The organism is Micromonospora sp. NPDC023737, from assembly GCF_040639715.1.
In the GTDB taxonomy this organism is placed as follows: domain Bacteria; phylum Actinomycetota; class Actinomycetes; order Mycobacteriales; family Micromonosporaceae; genus Micromonospora.
The window spans coordinates 124,763-142,816 of record NZ_JBFAAL010000012.1 but is presented as its reverse complement, the minus strand read 5'-3'; the positions used below and the strand labels follow the sequence as shown (position 1 = coordinate 142,816).

General features: G+C 72.1%; 15 protein-coding genes. 8 read left to right on the top strand and 7 right to left on the bottom strand.

All coding sequences use genetic code 11. The features are described 5' to 3' along the window. Positions 1 to 59: 59 nt before the first annotated feature. The 4 genes from AB0F98_RS23515 to AB0F98_RS23500 form a co-directional block, all read right to left on the bottom strand. A complete protein-coding gene (locus tag AB0F98_RS23515) occupies positions 60 to 2,702 on the bottom strand; it encodes a thiamine pyrophosphate-dependent enzyme (RefSeq protein ID WP_357738796.1) in 2,643 nt (880 codons plus the stop codon). A gap of 54 nt (positions 2,703 to 2,756) precedes the next feature. Further along, a complete protein-coding gene (locus tag AB0F98_RS23510) occupies positions 2,757 to 3,236 on the bottom strand; it encodes a MarR family transcriptional regulator (RefSeq protein WP_357738793.1) in 480 nt (159 codons plus the stop codon). Between the two features lie 195 nt (positions 3,237 to 3,431). Next, entirely contained in the window at positions 3,432 to 3,836 is a 405-nt protein-coding gene (locus tag AB0F98_RS23505; RefSeq protein WP_175649338.1) for a YjbQ family protein, read from the bottom strand. A gap of 27 nt (positions 3,837 to 3,863) precedes the next feature. Next, a complete protein-coding gene (locus AB0F98_RS23500) occupies positions 3,864 to 4,265 on the bottom strand; it encodes a hypothetical protein (protein WP_357738789.1) in 402 nt (133 codons plus the stop codon). Positions 4,266 to 4,441: 176 nt separating this feature from the next. On the opposite strand from AB0F98_RS23500, the gene aceE reads away from it, so the two are divergent. After that, entirely contained in the window at positions 4,442 to 7,186 is a 2,745-nt protein-coding gene (aceE, locus tag AB0F98_RS23495) for a pyruvate dehydrogenase (acetyl-transferring), homodimeric type (protein ID WP_357738775.1), read from the top strand. 227 nt (positions 7,187 to 7,413) lie between these two features. Here aceE and AB0F98_RS23490 read toward each other — a convergent pair whose 3' ends face one another. Then, on the bottom strand, positions 7,414 to 7,863 hold the full coding sequence (locus tag AB0F98_RS23490; protein WP_357738772.1) for an SRPBCC family protein: 450 nt from the start codon (positions 7,861 to 7,863) through the stop codon (positions 7,414 to 7,416). 187 nt (positions 7,864 to 8,050) lie between these two features. On the opposite strand from AB0F98_RS23490, the gene AB0F98_RS23485 reads away from it, so the two are divergent. The 3 genes from AB0F98_RS23485 to gltX are packed head-to-tail and all read left to right on the top strand — an operon-like array spanning position 8,051 to position 12,131. Beyond that, positions 8,051 to 9,400 (top strand): GH1 family beta-glucosidase, encoded by a 1,350-nt coding sequence (locus tag AB0F98_RS23485; RefSeq protein WP_357738769.1) that lies wholly within the window; start codon positions 8,051 to 8,053, stop codon positions 9,398 to 9,400. Next, positions 9,397 to 10,674 (top strand): MFS transporter, encoded by a 1,278-nt coding sequence (locus tag AB0F98_RS23480; protein WP_357738766.1) that lies wholly within the window; start codon positions 9,397 to 9,399, stop codon positions 10,672 to 10,674. The genes AB0F98_RS23485 and AB0F98_RS23480 overlap by 4 nt, the downstream gene beginning before the upstream one ends. 47 nt (positions 10,675 to 10,721) lie before the next feature. Then, entirely contained in the window at positions 10,722 to 12,131 is a 1,410-nt protein-coding gene (gene gltX / locus AB0F98_RS23475) for a glutamate--tRNA ligase (protein ID WP_357738763.1), read from the top strand. A gap of 448 nt (positions 12,132 to 12,579) precedes the next feature. Here the strand turns inward: gltX and AB0F98_RS23470 are convergent, their stop codons facing one another. Continuing rightward, positions 12,580 to 13,236: a copper resistance protein CopC gene (locus AB0F98_RS23470; protein WP_357738761.1), complete on the bottom strand. Its 657-nt coding sequence runs from the start codon at positions 13,234 to 13,236 to the stop codon at positions 12,580 to 12,582. A gap of 219 nt (positions 13,237 to 13,455) precedes the next feature. Between AB0F98_RS23470 and AB0F98_RS23465 the strand changes: the two genes are divergently transcribed. After that, positions 13,456 to 14,109, top strand: coding sequence for a hypothetical protein (locus AB0F98_RS23465; RefSeq protein ID WP_357738758.1), 654 nt, complete (start codon positions 13,456 to 13,458; stop codon positions 14,107 to 14,109). Positions 14,110 to 14,170: 61 nt separating this feature from the next. Here AB0F98_RS23465 and AB0F98_RS23460 read toward each other — a convergent pair whose 3' ends face one another. Further along, positions 14,171 to 14,542, bottom strand: coding sequence for a hypothetical protein (locus AB0F98_RS23460; protein WP_357738755.1), 372 nt, complete (start codon positions 14,540 to 14,542; stop codon positions 14,171 to 14,173). A 209-nt stretch (positions 14,543 to 14,751) separates the two neighbouring features. Between AB0F98_RS23460 and AB0F98_RS23455 the strand changes: the two genes are divergently transcribed. The 3 genes from AB0F98_RS23455 (at position 14,752) to AB0F98_RS23445 (ending at position 18,003) form a co-directional block, all read left to right on the top strand. Next, complete coding sequence (locus AB0F98_RS23455) at positions 14,752 to 15,948, top strand: histidine kinase (RefSeq protein ID WP_357738752.1); 1,197 nt, start codon at positions 14,752 to 14,754, stop codon at positions 15,946 to 15,948. Further along, a complete protein-coding gene (locus AB0F98_RS23450; protein ID WP_357738750.1) occupies positions 15,945 to 16,643 on the top strand; it encodes a response regulator transcription factor in 699 nt (232 codons plus the stop codon). Before AB0F98_RS23455 ends, AB0F98_RS23450 begins: the two co-directional genes overlap by 4 nt. Positions 16,644 to 16,725: 82 nt before the next feature. Further along, the gene (locus AB0F98_RS23445; protein WP_357738747.1) at positions 16,726 to 18,003 is read left to right on the top strand and encodes a helix-turn-helix domain-containing protein; all 1,278 of its coding nucleotides are present in this window, start codon (positions 16,726 to 16,728) and stop codon (positions 18,001 to 18,003) included. Positions 18,004 to 18,054: the final 51 nt, after the last annotated feature.

Here is an 18,054-nt window from a genome sequence, read left to right as displayed (position 1 = left end):
AGGCAAAGTCCACACAGTTGTGCGTCCCCGCGCAAGTGGCGCACCGGGTGGAACGGAATTTACCGTGCCAGGAGTGTGCGGGCACCCTGGGTAATGGCCTCTTCGGAGACCAGTACCTGACGCGCGGCCGGACCTAATGGTACAAATGAGTCAACTCCGGCTACTCGCCGTGCCGCACCGACATATCCGGCATCGACCAGCGCGGCGATCACTCCCTCGCCGACCCCTCCGGACCGGCGCGTCTCGTCCACCACCAGCACCCGGCCGGTCACCGACGCCTCCCGGATGATGTCCGCCACCGGCAGGGGGGCCAGCCACCGCAGATCCACCACTCGGGTGCCGACGCCCTCGTCGGCGAGCGCCGACGCCACGCGCAGCGACAGACGTACGCCGTTACCGAAAGTGATGATCGTCAGATCCTCTGCGGACCCCACCCCGTACACGCGGGCGCGGCCGATCGGCACGTGCCCGCTCGCCCAGGCCCCTGGCTCCGCGTATCCGGCGAGCCACTCGCCGTCGCCATCGACGTAGAGATCCCGGGTGTGGTAGAGCGCGATCGGCTCCAGGAAGACGCAGACGCTGCCGTCCACCGCCGCGCTGGCCAGGCAGGTACGCAACATGGGCGCGGCGTCGTCCGGCCGCGCCGGCACCGCGATCACCAGCCCGGGCACGTCCCGGAGTACGGCCACCGAGTTGTCGTTGTGGAAGTGCCCGCCGAAGCCCTCCTGGTACGCCAGGCCGGCGACGCGCACCACCATCGGATTGCGGTACGCCCCCTGGGAGAAGAACTGCATCGTGGCCGCCTCGCCGCGGAGTTGGTCCTCGGCGTTGTGCAGGTACGCCAGGTACTGGATCTCGGGCACCGGCAGCATCCCGGCCAGCCCGGCGCCCAGCCCGAGCCCGAGCACCGACGTCTCGTCGAGCAGGGTGTCGAACACCCGGGCCGGCCCGAATCGGTCACGCAGGCCCTTGGTGACCCCGTACACGCCGCCCTTCGCGGCCACGTCCTCGCCGAAGACCGCCATCTCCGGGTGGTCGAGCATCCCGTCGGTCAGCGCCGCGTTGATGCTCTGCGCCAGCGTCAACGGGCCGGCCAACTCCGGCGGCTTGCCGCCGAACATCTCGTTGCGGGCCGCCGCGCCCGGCCCGCTGGCCCGGGTCGCCGCCTCGGCCACCGCGCGAGCCACCCGTACCGGCCGCCTGGGTGCCAGCGGGGCGACCACGTCGGCCGCGGCGGTGAGCTTCGGCTCACCGATCACCTCCTCGGCGATGCGGCGCACCTGCCAGCCGATGTGGTCGTACCGGCCCAGCAGTTCCTCGCCGCTGGCCACGCCCGCCTCGACCAGCAGGCGGGCCATGGCGGCCACCGGGTCCAGGTCGAGATCCGCGGCGATCTCCGCCGGGCTGCGGTACGCCGTCTCGGCGTCCGCGCCCGCGTGCCCCATCAGCCGGACCGTACGCAGGTGCAGGAGCGCCGGCCGCCGGTGCCGGCGTACCCAGGCGGCCGCCTCCGCCGCCACGGCGTACGCCTGCACCGGGTCACCGCCGTCGGCGGCGAAGTAGCGGATCCCCGGCTTGGAGCGCAGGGTGGCCTCCACCCAGCCCTGTGGGGTGCGGACGCTGATGCCGAGGCCGTTGTCCTCGCAGACGAAGAGCACCGGGATGCGTAGGCCCGTGTGGTCGTACCAGCCCGCGGTGTTGAACGCGGCGCTGGCACTGGCGTGATTGATCGAGGCGTCGCCGAACGAGCAGACGACGATCGAGTCCGGCGGCCAGGGCGGGGCTACGTTCGTGTCGTCGCCGAGGTGCACCCCGCCGACTCGCCGGGTCTCCAGCCGGCGGAGCCGCTCGACGGCGAGCCCCATGCCGACGGCGCGGGGCAGATGCGAGGCGATGGTGGATGTGGTCGGCACGATTCCCAGGTCGGGGTGGCCGAACACCTTGTGCCGGCCACCGGCGATCGGCTCCCGGGTGGAGGCGACCATGCCGCGCAGCACGTCCCCGGCCGCCTCGGCGTACGCCCAGGGGCGCTCCGGCCACGCCGCCCCGCCGGCGGCTGCCCACCCGGCGTCGGCCGCCGGGGTGTCGCCCCGGGCCTCGTCCGCTGCGCCGGCCTGATCGGTGGCGGCCGGGGCGGCGTCGTCGCGCGTCGACGTGGCAGGCGGCTCGTCCGCCGGGTCGTCCGTGGCCTGGAAAAGGCTCACTCCCACGTCGGAGGGGTCCGACGCCGGGTCGTGCCGCACGCCGGGCGGTCGGGACGCCGGTTCGACGGCGCCGAGCGCGCCGGCGGCCGAGCCGGCCGGCTGCGCCGGAGTGACCTCGGCCGGCTCCGACGCGACCGCCTGGGCCGGGCCGGACGCGGCCTGAGCCGCCCGGACGCAGTAGAAGGCTCCGGAGCGGTAGTGCAGCAGGGCCGGATCGGTCGGCTGCAGCACGGCGGCGACCAGGGCGTTGGCCTCGTGGCCGGCCGACCCGATGGTGTAGAAGCCCTCGCCGAAGCTGCGCAGCCAGCGCCCGGCCAGGTCCAACTGCCGGCTGGTGACCTGCGCGTCGAAGAGGTCGAGGGCCTGCGCGCCGGTCAGCGTCGCACCGTCGGTGACCGGTTCGGCCGGATCACGCCGGTGCGGCGGCGTACCCAGCGCGGCCAGGGTCTCCCGGAACCGGTCGTCGAGATCTTGCGGGGTGGTCACGTCGGACAGCATTACCGACGAGCGCCCGTCGCGCCCAGTCGGACACACAACACCCGGTCGGGGACGCTACGTCCCGCAGGGCTGGGCGCAGCCCCCGTCGGAGACCTTCCATACCAGCTCATGCAGGGCGGTGAGTTCCCCGGTGCTGAGCCCGTCGAGCAGTCGGGAGTCCGACATCACCTCGTGTACGCGTTGCCGGACCCGCCGACCGGCTTCGGTGACCACCAGCGTCTTCTGCCGGCGGTCGGTGGGGTCGACCCGGCGCTGCACCAGGCCGGCCTGCTCCAGCTTGTCGACGAGGGCGGTCACGTTGGACCGGTCGCACTGCAACTGCTCGGCGAGGTCGCGGGCCGGCAGTGGCCGGTCCGGGTCGAGTTCGTACAGGGCGCGGGCGACCGCCGGGGTGAGGCCCAGCTCGGCGATCTCGACGTCCTGCTGGTGCCGGATGGCCGCGGCGACGTGCATGATCCGGCGCACGGTGTCGCCCGCCAGCCCCGAACGGTCAGCCGGATCCGGGCCGGCGGTGGGGACGGCTGCCAACGTCATGCCACCCAGTCTACGGAGCGTGAGAGAAATTGATCATCCTCACCTCCCTGCCCCGCCACGCCCCCAACCCCGCCCCTCCTCACCCCTCCCGCCAGGCCGCAAATTCACGGAAAGAGTGGCCATTCTGTGCGGAATGGCCACTCTTTCCGTGAACGAGGCCCCTCGATGGGAGGGGGTGGGAGGTGGGGGTGCGGGTCAGGCGGGGAGGAAGGAGAAGCGGACCTGGCGGGTGGGGTTGTCGCCGTTGGTGTCGACCAGGCAGATCGACTGCCAGGTGCCGAGCGCGAGGCGACCGCCGAGCACCGGCACCGAGGCGTACGGCGGGACGAAGGCGGGCAGGACGTGATCCCGGCCGTGGCCGCGCGACCCGTGTCGGTGCCGCCAGCGGTCGTCCGACGGCAGCAGTTCGTCCAGCGCGGCCAGCAGGTCGTCGTCGGAGCCCGACCCGGTCTCGATGAGCGCCAGCCCGGCGGTGGCGTGCGGGACGAACACGTGCAGAAGACCGTCCCCCGCGCCGGAGACGAAGCTTTGCGCCTCGGCCGTGATGTCCCGGACGGTGGGGCGGGAGCCGGTCTGGACGGTGATCACGTCACTACGCATACGTCGCATTCTGCCGCAGCCCGGGGGTCAGGATCCCCCGCCACCGCCGGAGTCACCGCCCCCGCCGCCGGACCAGCCACCACCGGAATCGCCACCGCCGGACCAACCGCCGCCGCCCGAATCGCCACCGCTGTCCTGTCGGGGGGCGGTCACCTCACCCCACGAGTACGCGTCGGGGGGACCCTGGTGCGGAATGGGGGTGCCGGCGTGCCGCCGAGAGGGCCCGGATTTGCCGTGACGCCGTCGCGGCGCCGGCGCCCGCTTCCCGGCGGCGATCAGGAAGACACCGAGGACCACGGCCAGCCCGGCGACGAGCGCGACGGGCAACACCGCGAGGTCACCCCTCAGCAGCACGGACGTCACCGGGAACGCCAGGAGCACTCCGGCGGCCAGGAGAATCCCGCCCCACACCGTCCATCGGTAATTCATCCAGGCATGGTATTGAGACCGGACAAGTGGCCTGGGACAAATCGATCGGCACCCAAAGTTACCGACGGGTACCTGTGTCGAGCGTCGCGTCGCGGGGACCTAGACGTGACGCCGGGTGCCAGCAGGGGGCAGGATGGCGCTAGAGACCTATCCCACACACAACCGAGGGACCGCCTGTGGCTACGGAACGCAAGCGCCCGGTGATCACCGCCGGCCTGCCGAGCCAGCTCCCGGACATCGACCCAGACGAAACCAGCGAATGGGTCGAGTCGCTCGACGGGGTCATCGACGAGCGCGGAACCAAACGCGCCCGTTACGTGATGCTGCGCCTGTTGGAGCGCGCTCGGGAACGCCAGGTCGGGGTTCCGTCCCTGACCACCACGGACTACATCAACACGATCCCCCCGGAGCGTGAGCCGTGGTTCCCGGGTGACGAGCACATCGAACGGCGGATCCGGGCCTACATCCGGTGGAACGCGGCGATGCTCGTGCACCGGGCGCAGCGTCCCGAGATCGGCGTAGGTGGCCACATCTCCACCTTCGCCAGCTCGGCGTCGCTCTACGAGGTGGGCTTCAACCACTTCTTCCGCGGCAAGAACCACCCGGGCGGTGGCGACCACATCTACTACCAGGGTCACGCCTCCCCCGGCATGTACGCCCGGGCGTTCCTCGAGGGGCGGCTGAGCGAGCACCAGCTGGACGGGTTCCGGCAGGAGCTGTCGCACCCGGGTGGCGCGCTGCCGTCGTACCCGCACCCGCGGCTGATGCCCGAGTTCTGGGAGTTCCCCACCGTCTCGATGGGGCTCGGCGGCCTGAACGCGATCTACCAGGCGCGGTTCAACCGCTACCTGCACCACCGCGGCATCAAGGACACCTCCGACCAGCGCGTCTGGGCGTTCCTCGGCGACGGTGAGATGGACGAGGCGGAGACGCTCGGCGCGATCGGCGTGGCCGCCCGCGAGGAGCTGGACAACCTCACCTTCGTGATCAACTGCAACCTGCAGCGGCTGGACGGCCCGGTTCGCGGTAACGGCAAGGTGATGCAGGAGCTGGAGGCGTTCTTCCGGGGCGCCGGGTGGAACGTGATCAAGGTTGTCTGGGGCCGCGAGTGGGACCCGCTGCTCGCCGCGGACACCGACGGCGCGCTGGTCAACCTCATGAACACCACGCCCGACGGTGACTACCAGACCTACAAGGCGGAGTCCGGCGCGTACGTCCGGGAGCACTTCTTCGGGCGGGACCCGCGCACCCGCAAGATGGTCGAGCACCTCAGCGACGACGAGATCTGGAACCTCAAGCGGGGTGGCCACGACTACCGCAAGCTCTACGCGGCCTACAAGGCGGCGGTGGAGCACACCGGCCAGCCGACCGTGATCCTCGCCAAGACGATCAAGGGTTGGACGCTCGGCTCGCACTTCGAGGCCCGCAACGCGACCCACCAGATGAAGAAGCTGACGCTGGAGGATCTGAAGACCTTCCGCGACCGGCTCTACCTGGACATCCCGGACTCGGCGCTGGAGGAGAACCCCTACCTGCCGCCGTACTTCCACCCGGGTGAGAAGTCCGACGAGATCGCGTACCTGCACGAGCGGCGGCAGCAGCTCGGCGGCTACCTGCCCTCGCGGCGGACCAGCTCGAAGCGCCTCACCATCCCCGGGCCGGAGCGGTTCGCCGACGTCAAGCGGGGTTCGGGCAAGCAGAAGGTCGCCACCACGATGGCCTTCGTCCGCCTGCTCAAGGACCTGATGAAGGACAAGGAGTTCGGCAAGCGCTGGGTGCCGATCATCCCGGACGAGGCCCGGACCTTCGGCATGGACTCGCTCTTCCCGACCGCGAAGATCTACTCGCCGCACGGCCAGCGCTACACCTCGGTGGACCGGGAGCTGTTCCTGTCCTACAAGGAGGCGACCGCCGGGCAGATCCTGCACGAGGGCATCAACGAGGTCGGCTCGGTCGCGTCGTTCACCGCCGCCGGTTCGTCGTACGCCACGCACGACGAGCCGATGATCCCGATGTACATCTTCTACTCGATGTTCGGGTTCCAGCGCACGGCGGACGGGCTGTGGGCGGCCGCCGACCAGATGGCGCGGGGCTTCCTGCTCGGCGCCACCGCCGGCCGGACCACGCTCAACGGTGAAGGTCTCCAGCACGAGGACGGCCACTCGCACCTGATCGCCGCCACCAACCCGGCGGTGGTCGCGTACGACCCGGCGTTCGCGTTCGAGATCGCGCACATCGTCGAGAGCGGCCTGCACCGGATGTACGGCGAGGCGCAGGAGAACGTCTTCTACTACCTCACCGTCTACAACGAGCCGATCTTCCAGCCGGTCGAGCCGGAGGGCGTGGACGTCGAGGGCATCGTCAAGGGCGTCTACCGCTACGCCGCCGCGCCGAAGCTGGACGGCGGAGCCCCGAAGGCGAACATCCTGGCGTCCGGTACGGGCATGCAGTGGGCGCTCAAGGCGCAGCAGCTGCTGGCCCAGGACTGGGGGGTGGCCGCCGACGTGTGGTCGGTGACCTCCTGGACCGAACTGCGCCGCGACGCGGTGGAGTGCGAGGAGTACAACCTCCTCAACCCGGGTGCCGAGCAGCGGGTGCCGTACGTGGCGCAGAAGCTGGCCGACGCGGATGGTCCGAAGATCGCGGTCAGTGACTTCATGCGCGCCGTGCCGGACCTGATCGCTCGTTGGGTGCCGGGCGACTACACCTCGCTGGGCACCGACGGCTTCGGCATGTCGGACACCCGGCACGCGTTGCGCCGGCACTTCAACGTGGACGCCGAGTCGGTGGCGGTCGCCACGCTGCGCCAGCTCGCGCTGCGTGGTGTGGTGCCGGCCAACGTGCCCGCCGAGGCGGCCAAGAAGTACGCGATCGACGACGTCAGCGCGGCCCCGGTCGGCGAGACCGGCGGCGACAGCTAGCGGTACCGATCGAAGGAGGGCCCGCGCACACCGCGCGGGCCCTTCGCCGTTCGTCGGGGAGCTTCCCGATCCGGTCGGTCATCGACCTGATGCCGGACGGGTACCGGTCGACCACCACGCCGAGTGATCGACGTGCGGGCGACCGGCGGAGAGCCGGCGATGGCCCGGTGCCCCTGGCGGGGACGCCGGGCCACCACCATCGCGGGTGACGCCGGGGACGGACCCGGTCAGCCGACGGCGGCCAGGTCGGTCAGCCGGGCCAACGACTCCTCCAGATCGGCGCCGACCCGACGCAGACCGAGGCGGAGCAGAGCGGCCTTGACCGGACCGGCCGGCCAGCGTACGACGATCAGCCGCACGACCGTGCCTCCGCCCTCCTCCTCGTCGGGAGTGAGCTGTACGTAGATCTCGGTGCGCGCCTCTGCCCGGGCGCCGGCACCCTTGGCGCGCTCGCGCCACCCGATCAGGGTCGGCTCCTGGTAGGCGATCACCTCGGCTTCGTGCGCCGAGCCACGCCCGGCCTGGACCAGTTGCCGCCGCCCGAAGCCCTCACCCGAGAGCACCTCGGCCGCACGGACCCCCGCCAGCCAGGCCGGCAACTGCTCGGCCCGCTGTACGACATCCCAGACCGCTTCCACCGGCGCAACCACGTGCGCACTGCGTTCCACGAGGATCATTTCCGTCTTCCTCCAGTGAGGACATCCGCGATATTCGGCACTCTATGCGCAAATTCGGACGTACCTGGACGGGTTCGGAAAAAGACACGCCGAAAAGCATTGCGCGGACAGTCATGACGGCCTATAGCGCAATCCCGGCTCGCGTCCTAGAGTCCCGAACACGTTTCGCGTTGACCGGGAGGACGCCATGCCGACCGCACCGCTGCCACAGTTCCCCGCCGGATTCCGCTGGGGCGTCTCGACGTCGGCGTACCAGATCGAAGGCGCCGCCGAGGCGGAGGGACGCGGAACGTCCATCTGGGACACCTTCGCCCGCTCCCCCGGCCGGATCGCCGACGGCAGCACCGGCGACGTCGCCTGTGACCACTACCACCGCTACCGCGAGGACATCGCGCTGCTGGCCGGCCTGGGCGTCACCGCGTACCGCTTCTCCGTCGCCTGGCCACGGGTCCAGCCCACCGGCACCGGGCCGGCTCACCCCGACGGGCTGGACTTCTACGATCGGCTGGTCGACGAACTGCTGGCGCACGACATCGACCCGGTGGCGACCCTGTACCACTGGGACCTGCCCCAGCCACTGGAGGACGCCGGCGGCTGGCTGACCCGCGACACCGCGGCCCGTTTCGCGGCGTACGCCGACCTGGTCGCCGCCCGCCTCGGCGACCGGGTCAAGCTCTGGATCACCCTGAACGAACCGTTCGTCCACATGAGCCTCGGCTACGGCACCGGCCTGCACGCGCCCGGACGGACCCTGCTCTTCGACGCCTTCCCGGTCGCCCATCATCAACTGCTCGGGCACGCGACGGCGGTCGCCGCGCTGCGTGCGCGCAGCGGCAGCCCGGTCGCGATCGCCAACAACTACTCGCCGGTACGGACGATCGGCGACACGGACGAGGATCGGGCCGCCGCCGCCGCGTACGAGGCGTTGCACAACCGGCTCTTCACCGACCCGCTGCTCGGTCGGGGCTACCCGGAAGGGACGGTCGGCGACCCGTCGGTGGTGCGCGACGGGGACCTCACCGTCATCGCCGCCCCGATCGACGTGCTCGGGGTGAACTACTACAACCCGACCGGGGTACGCGCTCCGCAGGAGGGTTCGCCGCTGCCGTTCGAGCTGGTGCCGTTGGACGGCTACCCGCGGACCGCGTTCGACTGGCCGGTCGCCCCGGACGGGCTGCACGAGCTGCTCGGCTGGCTGCACCGCACGTACGGCGACGCGCTTCCGCCCGTCGAGATCACCGAGAGCGGCTGCGCGTACGACGACACGCCCGACCCCGACGGGCGGGTGCACGACCCGGAGCGCATCGCGTACCTGGACGGGCACCTGCGCGCGGTGCGGGCTGCGCTCGACGAGGGAGTCGACGTACGCGGGTACTTCGTCTGGTCGCTGCTGGACAACTGGGAGTGGGCCGAGGGCTTCACCAAACGCTTCGGCCTGGTGCACGTCGACTACGCCACCCGGACGCGTACGCCGAAGTCCTCGTACGCCTGGCTGCGGGACGTCGTCACGGCGGCGCGCCGGAAGCCGGAACGGTGACCACCGTCGACCCGTCGCCCGTCGCCCTGCCGGCGGCGCTGGCCGAGCCGACGGCCCCGGTCCGGCGGGGCTGGATCGCGCTGATCTTCGCGGCCAACCTCGGGGTCTGGATGGCCTTCTTCACCCCGATCCAGGTGCTGCTGCCGCAGCAGATCGAGCGGATCTCCCCGGACGGCAAGGAGGAGATGCTGGCCGTGGTCACCGGGCTGGGCGCCCTCGCCGCGGTGATCGTGAATCCGCTGGCCGGCGCCCTCTCCGACCGGACCTGCCTGCGCCTGGCCGGGCGCGAGTTCGGCCGCCGGCACGTCTGGACCGTCGGCGGGGCCGTGCTCGGCGCAGCCGCCCTGGTGTTGCTCGCTCAGCAGCGCACCGTGCTCGGCGTGACACTCGGCTGGGTCGCCGCCCAGGTCTGCTTCAACGCGATGCTGGCCAGTCTCAGCGCGGCCGTCCCGGACCGGGTGCCCGTGGCCCAGCGCGGGGGCGTCTCCGGTTGGGTGGGCATCCCGCAGGCGCTCGGGCTCGTCGTCGGTGCGCTGCTGGTCACGGCCGTGGTCACCGGCAACGCCGCCGGCTACCTGGCGATCGCGCTCGCGGTACTGGTGCTGGCGCTGCCGTTCGCGCTACTCACCGGCGACGACCCGCTGCCCCGGACGCATCGGCCGGCGCTGCGGCTGCGGGTCCTACTGATCTCGATGTGGGTCAGCCCGCGCCGGCACCCGGACTTCGCCTGGGCCTGGCTCACCCGGTTCCTCGTCCAGACCGGCAACGCTCTGGGCACCCTCTACCTGCTGTACTTCCTGGCCGACGGGGTACGGGTGGCGGACCCGGAGGGGTCGCTGCTGGTGCTGATCCTGCTCTACACGTTGGGCATGATGCTCACCGCGGTCGTCTCGGGTCGGCTCTCCGACCGGTCCGGGCGGCGCAAGGTCTTCGTGATCGTGTCCGGGCTGATCATGACGGTGGCGGCGGTGCTGCTCACGGTCGCCCCGACCTGGCCGATGGCGGTCGTCGCGGCGCTGCTGCTCGGCGCCGGTTACGGGGTCTACCTCTCGGTGGACGCGGCGCTCATCACCCAGGTGCTTCCCCGCGCCACGGATCGGGCCAAGGACCTCGGAGTGATCAACATCGCGAACTCGGCGCCGCAGGTGCTCGGCCCGGCGCTCTCCGCGCCGCTCGTCGTACACCTGGGCGGATATCCGACGCTCTACGCCGTCACTGCCGCTGTCACCCTGCTCGGCAGCGTGCTGGTGGTGAAGATCCGCTCGGTGCCCTGACCGGACCCCTGGCCGAATCCGCTGGCACAGCGCCGTAGGCTTGGGGCGTGACGGTACGTGTACGCTTCGCCCCTTCCCCGACCGGTATGTTCCACGTCGGCGGTGCCCGCTCGGCCCTGCAGAACTGGATCTTCGCCAAGCAGCAGGGCGGGGTGTTCGTGCTCCGCATCGAGGACACCGACGCGGCCCGTAACAAGCCCGAATGGACCGAGGGCATCCTCTCCGCGCTGGACTGGATCGGCATCGAGCGCACCAGCTACGAGGGCCCGCACTTCCAGTCGGAGAACGCCCACGAGCACCGGGCGGCCGCGCAGCGGCTCTACGAGTCGGGCCGGGCGTACTACTGCGACTGCACCCGGGAGGACGTGCAGGCCCGCACCGGCTCGCAGTACGCCGGCTACGACGGCTACCACCGGGAGCTGGGGCTCGGCCCGGGCGAGGGACGGGCGTTGCGCTTCCGCACCCCGGACGAGGGCGAGACCGTGGTGGTCGACCTGATCCGTGGCGAGCCGACGTTCGAGAACAAGCTGATCGAGGACTTCGTCATCGCTCGCGGCGACGGCTCGCCGGTCTTCCTGCTGGCCAACGTCGTGGACGACATGACCATGGGGATCACGCACGTGATCCGGGCTGAGGAACACCTGCCGAACACCCCGAAGCAGCAGCTGCTCTGGGACGCTCTCGGGGTCAAGCCGCCGGTCTGGGCACACGTGCCGGTGGTGGTCAACGAGAAGCGGCAGAAACTCTCCAAGCGGCGGGACAAGGTCGCCCTGGAGGCGTACCGCGACGAGGGCTACCTCGCCGACGCGATGCGCAACTACCTCATGCTGCTCGGCTGGGCGCCCTCCGGCGACCGGGAGATCGTCCCGTGGTCCGTGATCGAGGAGGAGTTCCGGCTCGAGAACGTCAACCCGTCGCCCGCCTTCTTCGACGAGAAGAAGCTGCGCGCCTTCAACGGGGAGTACATCCGGGCGCTGTCGGTGGACGACTTCGTCGCGGCCTGCCAGCCGTGGCTGACCGGCACCAGCACGATCGCCCCGCCGCCCTGGCAGCCGGAGGAGTTCGACGCGGCGGTCTTCGCCGCGGTCGCCCCGCTGGCCCAGACCCGCATCGCGGTGCTCAGCGAGATCGTGCCGAACGTCGACTTCCTGTTCCTGGCGACTCCGGCGATCGACGAGGCCGCCTGGGCGAAGGCGATGAAGGAGGGCTCGGCGGAGCTGCTGGACGCGGCGATCTCGGCGTTCGAGGCGCTTGCGACCTGGGAGGCCGAGTCGATCAAGGCGACCCTGGAGGCGGTGGGCGCCGAGCGGGGACTCAAGCTGGGCAAGGCCCAGGCACCGGTACGCGTCGCCGTCACCGGTCGGACCGTGGGCCTGCCGCTGTTCGAGTCGCTGGAGGTGCTCGGTCGGGACCGCGCCCTCACCCGGCTGCGCGCCGCCCGGGTCCGCCTGGTCTGACCACGCGACTCGCCCCTGCGGGCGGTCGCCTCCGCGGTGGCCGCCCCTGCCGTGGCCGCCCCTGCGGTGGTCGCCTCCGCGATGATCGTCTTAACTGTTTGTCACGGCGGCCCGACCGCCGCCCACCTCAACTCACCGCCTTTGCTCTGCACCCCGATCCGCGCCAGCCACGCTTCGTGTCCGGTGCGTATGCGGGTGCAGAGCAAAGGCGGCCAGGGGTACCCGTGGCTCCCCGCAGGTACGGCGCGACTCCGCAGGTCGAGGCGGTGGTGATCGGCCGGCCCGGTGAGCGAACGAGCTGAGCCCTCCCTCGCCGGTCACCGACCGTTACGTAGCAGCAGGCTGCATCGGTCGTCACGCACGGTTACGCCGACCGGCATCGCGCGGGCCACCGAACGTCCGGCCGGCCGCGCGCCGATCCCACGTGCGGTCGGCCGGTGAGACGGGGTTACGGACGGCCGCGGGCGGAGCGCCGACGGAACAGCAGACCGGCCGCCAGGGCGGCGAGCAGCACCAGCGCGCCGGCCGCCCACAGCCAACCGCTGACATCGTCACTCTCGTTCGCCGTGGGCACGGTGGCCGCGCTCGGGCTGGCGGCGTCCGGCCCCGCCGTGAGGGCCGGGCCGGACGAGGGGGCCACGGGAGCGGCCGGGGTGCCGCCGGTCCACGACGGTGTGGGCGACGGCTCCCCCGGCGACGCGGACGGGTCAGCCGGGGTGCCGGTGGTGAGCGTGAACCGCACCTCTCCGGAGATCGGGTGCCCATCTCCGGACGCCACCTGGTAGCCGACGATGTAGAGCCCCGCCCGGCCCGGCTTGAACGGCACACTCACCCGGCTGCCCGAGAAGCTCGGCGCGCCGCCGGCGGCGGCCACATTGTCCGGACCGATGATTGTGATCTTCGTCGTAGCCGGATCCAGTCGGGACAGGAACCTGAGCTCGATCCGGGCCGGCGCCGTCGCGACCCGGGCACCGTCGCGTGGATCGCTGCCGGTCAACGAGTTGTGCGCGGCGGCCGGCACCGCCGGCAGAGCCAACGACACACCGAGCGCCACGCCCGATACCGCTAGCACGAAGCGCAGCAAACGTGCGACCCTGCCCCACATGAAGGCCTCCGTAAAGGTACGATCCGCCCGCTGATCAACGGCTGCTCGTTGGTCGATCCGGGATCGCAAATAGTTCCAATTACTGTTCCACGAGCTGCAACCAATCAACTTCTCACGGAGTCTTGAAGTGTGGCGTGCGGCCAGCGGATCCGGGTCGCCACCGCCGATGAGGCGTCCGGCGCAGCGAAGCCATCCATCGAACGGGGCGAGGAGGCGGCGATGGTCCGACAGGTGAGGCGACTGGTCGCCATGTTGGCCGGCGCGCTCACGGCGGCCCTGTCGGTCGGTTTCGCCGGCCCGGCGCACGCCGCCCCGAAGCCGCCACCGCCACCGCCCGGGGTGGACATCACCGGAGTGGGGCTGGCCGAGCCGTTGCGGCTGCGCGCGAACACCCAGCAGGCCCAGGTGACCGCCGTGATCGACCAGGTCAACTTCCTCGGCCGTACGGGCACGGCCACCGGGCCGAAGCCGGCCGATCTCGGTCCGAAGTACACGGTCGTCGTGCTCGCCGGGGACAAGCCGAAGCAGACCTACGACCTGTACCCGAAGGCCGTCGGCGGGCCGCGGATCTACCGGCCGGCCAAGCAGCCGGACGCCCGCAAGACTCAGGCCGGATGGTTCCTCGGCCGGCTCTCCATGTCCGAGACGTTGCGGACCGCGGGCGTCCCGCTGGAGCGGGAGTACGACACCGTCAGCGGCGGCGTCGGCGGCGGCGAACGGGTCATCCCTGAGGACTCGCTCAACCCGGCCAAGGACATCGACCAGGCCCTCAGCGACCTTCAGCGCCTGCTGCTGCTGAACGTCGCGGTGGTGCTGGTCATCACCTCCGGCCTCGCCGGGATCGCGCTGCTGATCCGCCGCCGCACCCGCTGACCGCCGCCGCTGGTCCTAACCGGAAGCAGCGGGACCAGCAACGATCGAAGATCACGACAAGTCAGCACCAGCGGCGCGGCGGCCGCTCCCGACGGACGTCCCGCAACGGGGGCCGCACCGCACCGTGCCGGTGCGCGCCCGCCCAGCCGGGCAGCTCGCTGCGGCAGCCCGAACGGGGCTCGGTCGGCTCCGGCTCGGCGGGCGGGACGGGCTCACCGGACCGCTGCCGCGGCACGGCGACGTCCTCCTCGGGCCGCTCGGCGCCCCGCCCGGGCGCCGGCTCCGCCGGCCCGGACCGGCCTGCGGCCGGATCCGTCGGGAACGGGGGCAGTCCACCGGTCAGCCGGCGCGGCTTCGCGGCCGCCTGCTGGTCGTTGCCCGGCCGGCACGGCTCGCCCCGGGCGCAGCCGTGATCGGCCTCCCCCTGCGCCATCCCGGTCTCCTCACACTCGCCATCGCACCTCGGTGGTCGGCCGGGGCGCCCTGCCAACTTACTGGCCGCCCCCGACGGGCTGCGCGGGGCGTACCGGGGTCGCCCGCCGGATGGACGCGACTCGCGTAGCACCTTCGGTGGAGTCGGACCGGCCCGGAGTCCTCCCGAGGGCGGACGGTGACGGGCCGTGGATGTGGTGGGATCGAGCCATGCGACTGCCCCCGTGGCTCCGTTCGGGCACCCGGGGCCGCGACCTCGCCCTGGCCGGCGCGTCGCTCGTCGGCGGGCTGGTCCTGTTCGGTCTGGACATCCGCTGGCAGACGTCCTGGCACCCCGACCTGCCCGAGTGGCTGTTCCTGCCGCCGCTGCTGGCGGCGTGCGTAGCGATCGGGTTACGCCGGGTCGCCACCCGGGCCAGCCTGCTCGTCGGCACCGTCGCGGTCCTGACCGACCTGCTGCTCGGCACCTCCCTGGGGACCGTGCTCGTCTACACCCAGGTCCTCTACGACGCCTGCGTGTACGGCTCACCCCGCACCTGGCGGTGGCTGCTGCGCATCACCGTCGCGCTGAGCGTGCTGGCCACGGCACTCGGCGTGCTACTGGTGGGCAGCTGGCGCGGCGTGGGCTTCGGCACACCGATCGTGCTCGCCGCAGTGGTGCCCGTACTCACTGGGATAAGTGTGCGGCAGCACCGCGACCAGGCGGCGGCCGAACGGGCCCGGGCGGAGCAGACCGCGCGCCTCGCCGAGCTGGACCGGCGGCAGGCGGTCGCCAGGGAACGTGCCCGGATGGCCCGCGAGCTGCACGACGTGATCGCCAACCATCTGAGCGCGGTTGCCATCCACGCCACCGCGGCGCTCTCCGTACCGGGGCTCGACCGGGCCCAGGTCGACTCGGCGCTGCGGGTGATTCGGGAGAACAGCGTGCAGGGCTTGAAGGAGATGCGGCAAATGATCGGCGTGCTGCGCGCCCCGGCGGAGCCGTCCGGCGCCGACGATGGTGACCCCGACGGGCCAGTCCCGCCTCGGCTCGGCGAACTGGACCGGCTGGTGGAGCACGCCCGGGCCGCAGGGCTCGTCGTCCGGGTCAGCACGACGGGAACGCCTGACGACCTGCCGGTCGGCGTCGACCTCGCCGCCTACCGGATCGTGCAGGAGTCGCTGACCAACGCCCTCAAGCACGGCAGCGGTGAGGCTGAACTGGACATCGCGTACCGACCGGCGGAAGTCGTGGTCACGGTCGACAATCCCGTCCGCACCGACCGGGCCGGCCTGCCCGGGGCGGGAGCCGGTCTGATCGGCATGCGGGAACGAGCAGCGCTCCTGGACGGACGGTTCGCCGCCGGCCCGCGGTCGGGCCGCTGGCGCGTCCGGGCCGCCCTGCCGACCGCCCGGCAGCCGTCGTGAACGCCCGCGGTGTCGAGCCGGCGGCCGAAGGAACGACGGTACGGGTGGTGCTCGCCGACGACCAGCCGGCGGTCCGGGCCGGGCTGAGCCTGATCCTGGCCGCCGCACCGGACATCGCCGTGGTCGGTGCGGCCGGCGACGGCGACGAGGCGGTCCGGCTCTGCCGGGAGCTGCGCCCGGACGTCGCGGTGCTCGACGTACGTATGCCGCGTCGGGACGGTGTGGCGGCGACCCGGGAGATCGTCTCCGACGAGCTCGCCGACGTGCTGGTGCTCACCACCTTCGACCTCGACGAGTACGTCTTCGGCGCGCTGCGGGCCGGGGCGGCCGGCTTCCTGCTCAAGGACACCGACGCGGCCGGTCTGCTCGCCGCGGTGCGGGCGGTGGCCCGGGGCGAGGGAATGATCGCGCCGGCGGTGACCCGGCGACTGATCCGGGCGTTCGCGTCGTCCGCCCCGGCCGCCCCGGTCGTGAGCGGGGCGGTGCTGGACGCGCTCACCCGGCGGGAGCGCGATGTGCTGGCCTGCCTGGGGCTCGGTCTGTCCAACCAGCAGATCGCGGAGCGATTGGCGATGGCGGAGAGCACCACCAAGACCCACGTCAGCCGGATCCTGGCCAAGCTGGAGCTGCGCAGCCGGGTGCAGGCGGCCATCCTGGCCCAGGAACTGGAGCTGCCCGCGCCGTCGCCCGGCTGACGCCCCGGCCGGTGCCGCACCGACCGTCCGGTGCGTCCTGAACGAGCCTCCGGTCGCCGGGCGCAGCGGGGCTGGTCAGCGCATGTGTCAGGCTGATGGGGTGGGGAATCAGCCGGGCGACGGAGAGTTGAGCGCCACGCTGCGCCGGATCGAGCGGTCGGCGGGGGCTCTGGCGACGGCGAGCGTGGCCCGGATGGACGAGACGCTGCCGTGGTTCCGCACCCTCCCGGCCGATCAACGGTCCTGGGTCATGCTGGTCGCCCAGGCCGGCACCCGGTCGCTGGTGCAGTGGCTGCGCTCCGGCGGCGGCAGCGCCGACAGCACCCAGGAGGTCTCCGACGAGGTCTTCGCGGCCGCCCCGCAGGCGCTGGCGCGCTCGATCACCCTCCAGCAGACGGTGGCGCTGATCAAGGTGACCATCGACGTCGTCGAGGAGCAGGTGCCGCACCTCGCCGCGGATGGCGAGCAGCAGCAGCTCCGTGACGCGGTGCTGCGGTTCTCGCGGGAGATCGCCTTCGCCGCCGCCCGGGTCTACGCCCGCGCCGCCGAGTCGCGCGGCGCCTGGGACGCCCGGTTGCAGGCGCTGCTGGTGGACGCGCTGCTGCGGGGCGACTCGCCGGACGTACTGGCCAGTCGCGCGGCCGCGTTGGGCTGGGCGGACGCCCCGCCGGTCGCGGTGGCGGTCGGCCGGTCCCCGGGCGGTGAGGTCTCCGCCGTGCTGCACACGGTGTACCGGCAGGCTCGACGGATCGGCGCCGAGGTGATCGGCGGCGTGCACGGTGACCGGCTGGTCGTCGTGCTCGGTGGCGCCGACGATCCACTGACGGCCACCCGGAAACTGCTCAGCGCGTTCGGCGACGGGCCGGTGGTGGTCGGCCCGCCGGTGCCGAGCCTGGACGCGGCGGCCGAGTCGGCACGGGCCGCGCTGGCCGGCTTCCGTGCGGCTCCGGCGTGGCCGGGCGCTCCCCGGCCGGTGCCCGCCACCGACCTGCTTCCGGAACGCGCCCTCGCCGGGGACGCGGAGGCCCGCCGGCGGCTGCGGCACGACGTGTACGGGGTGCTGATCCGCGCCGGCGGCGAGCTGCTGGAGACGCTTGACGCCTTCATCGCCGCGGGCGGTACGTTGGAGAGCGCCGCCCGGGCGCTCTTCGTCCATCCGAACACGGTGCGCTACCGGTTGCGCCGGGTCGCCGAGGTGACTGGCCTGTCGCCGCTCACCGCGCGGGACGCGTTCGCGCTCCAGGTGGCGCTGGCGGTCGGCCGGCTCGACCCAGTGGTCCCGCCAGTCCCGGCCCAGACATTGGGTCCAGCTGCGGGCAAAACGTCACAGACGGGCGATGATCACCGCCGATCTTTGTAGGATCTCTCCAAAGGTTCTAGTGTGGTTTGGTCGGGGGCGGCACAGCGCTAC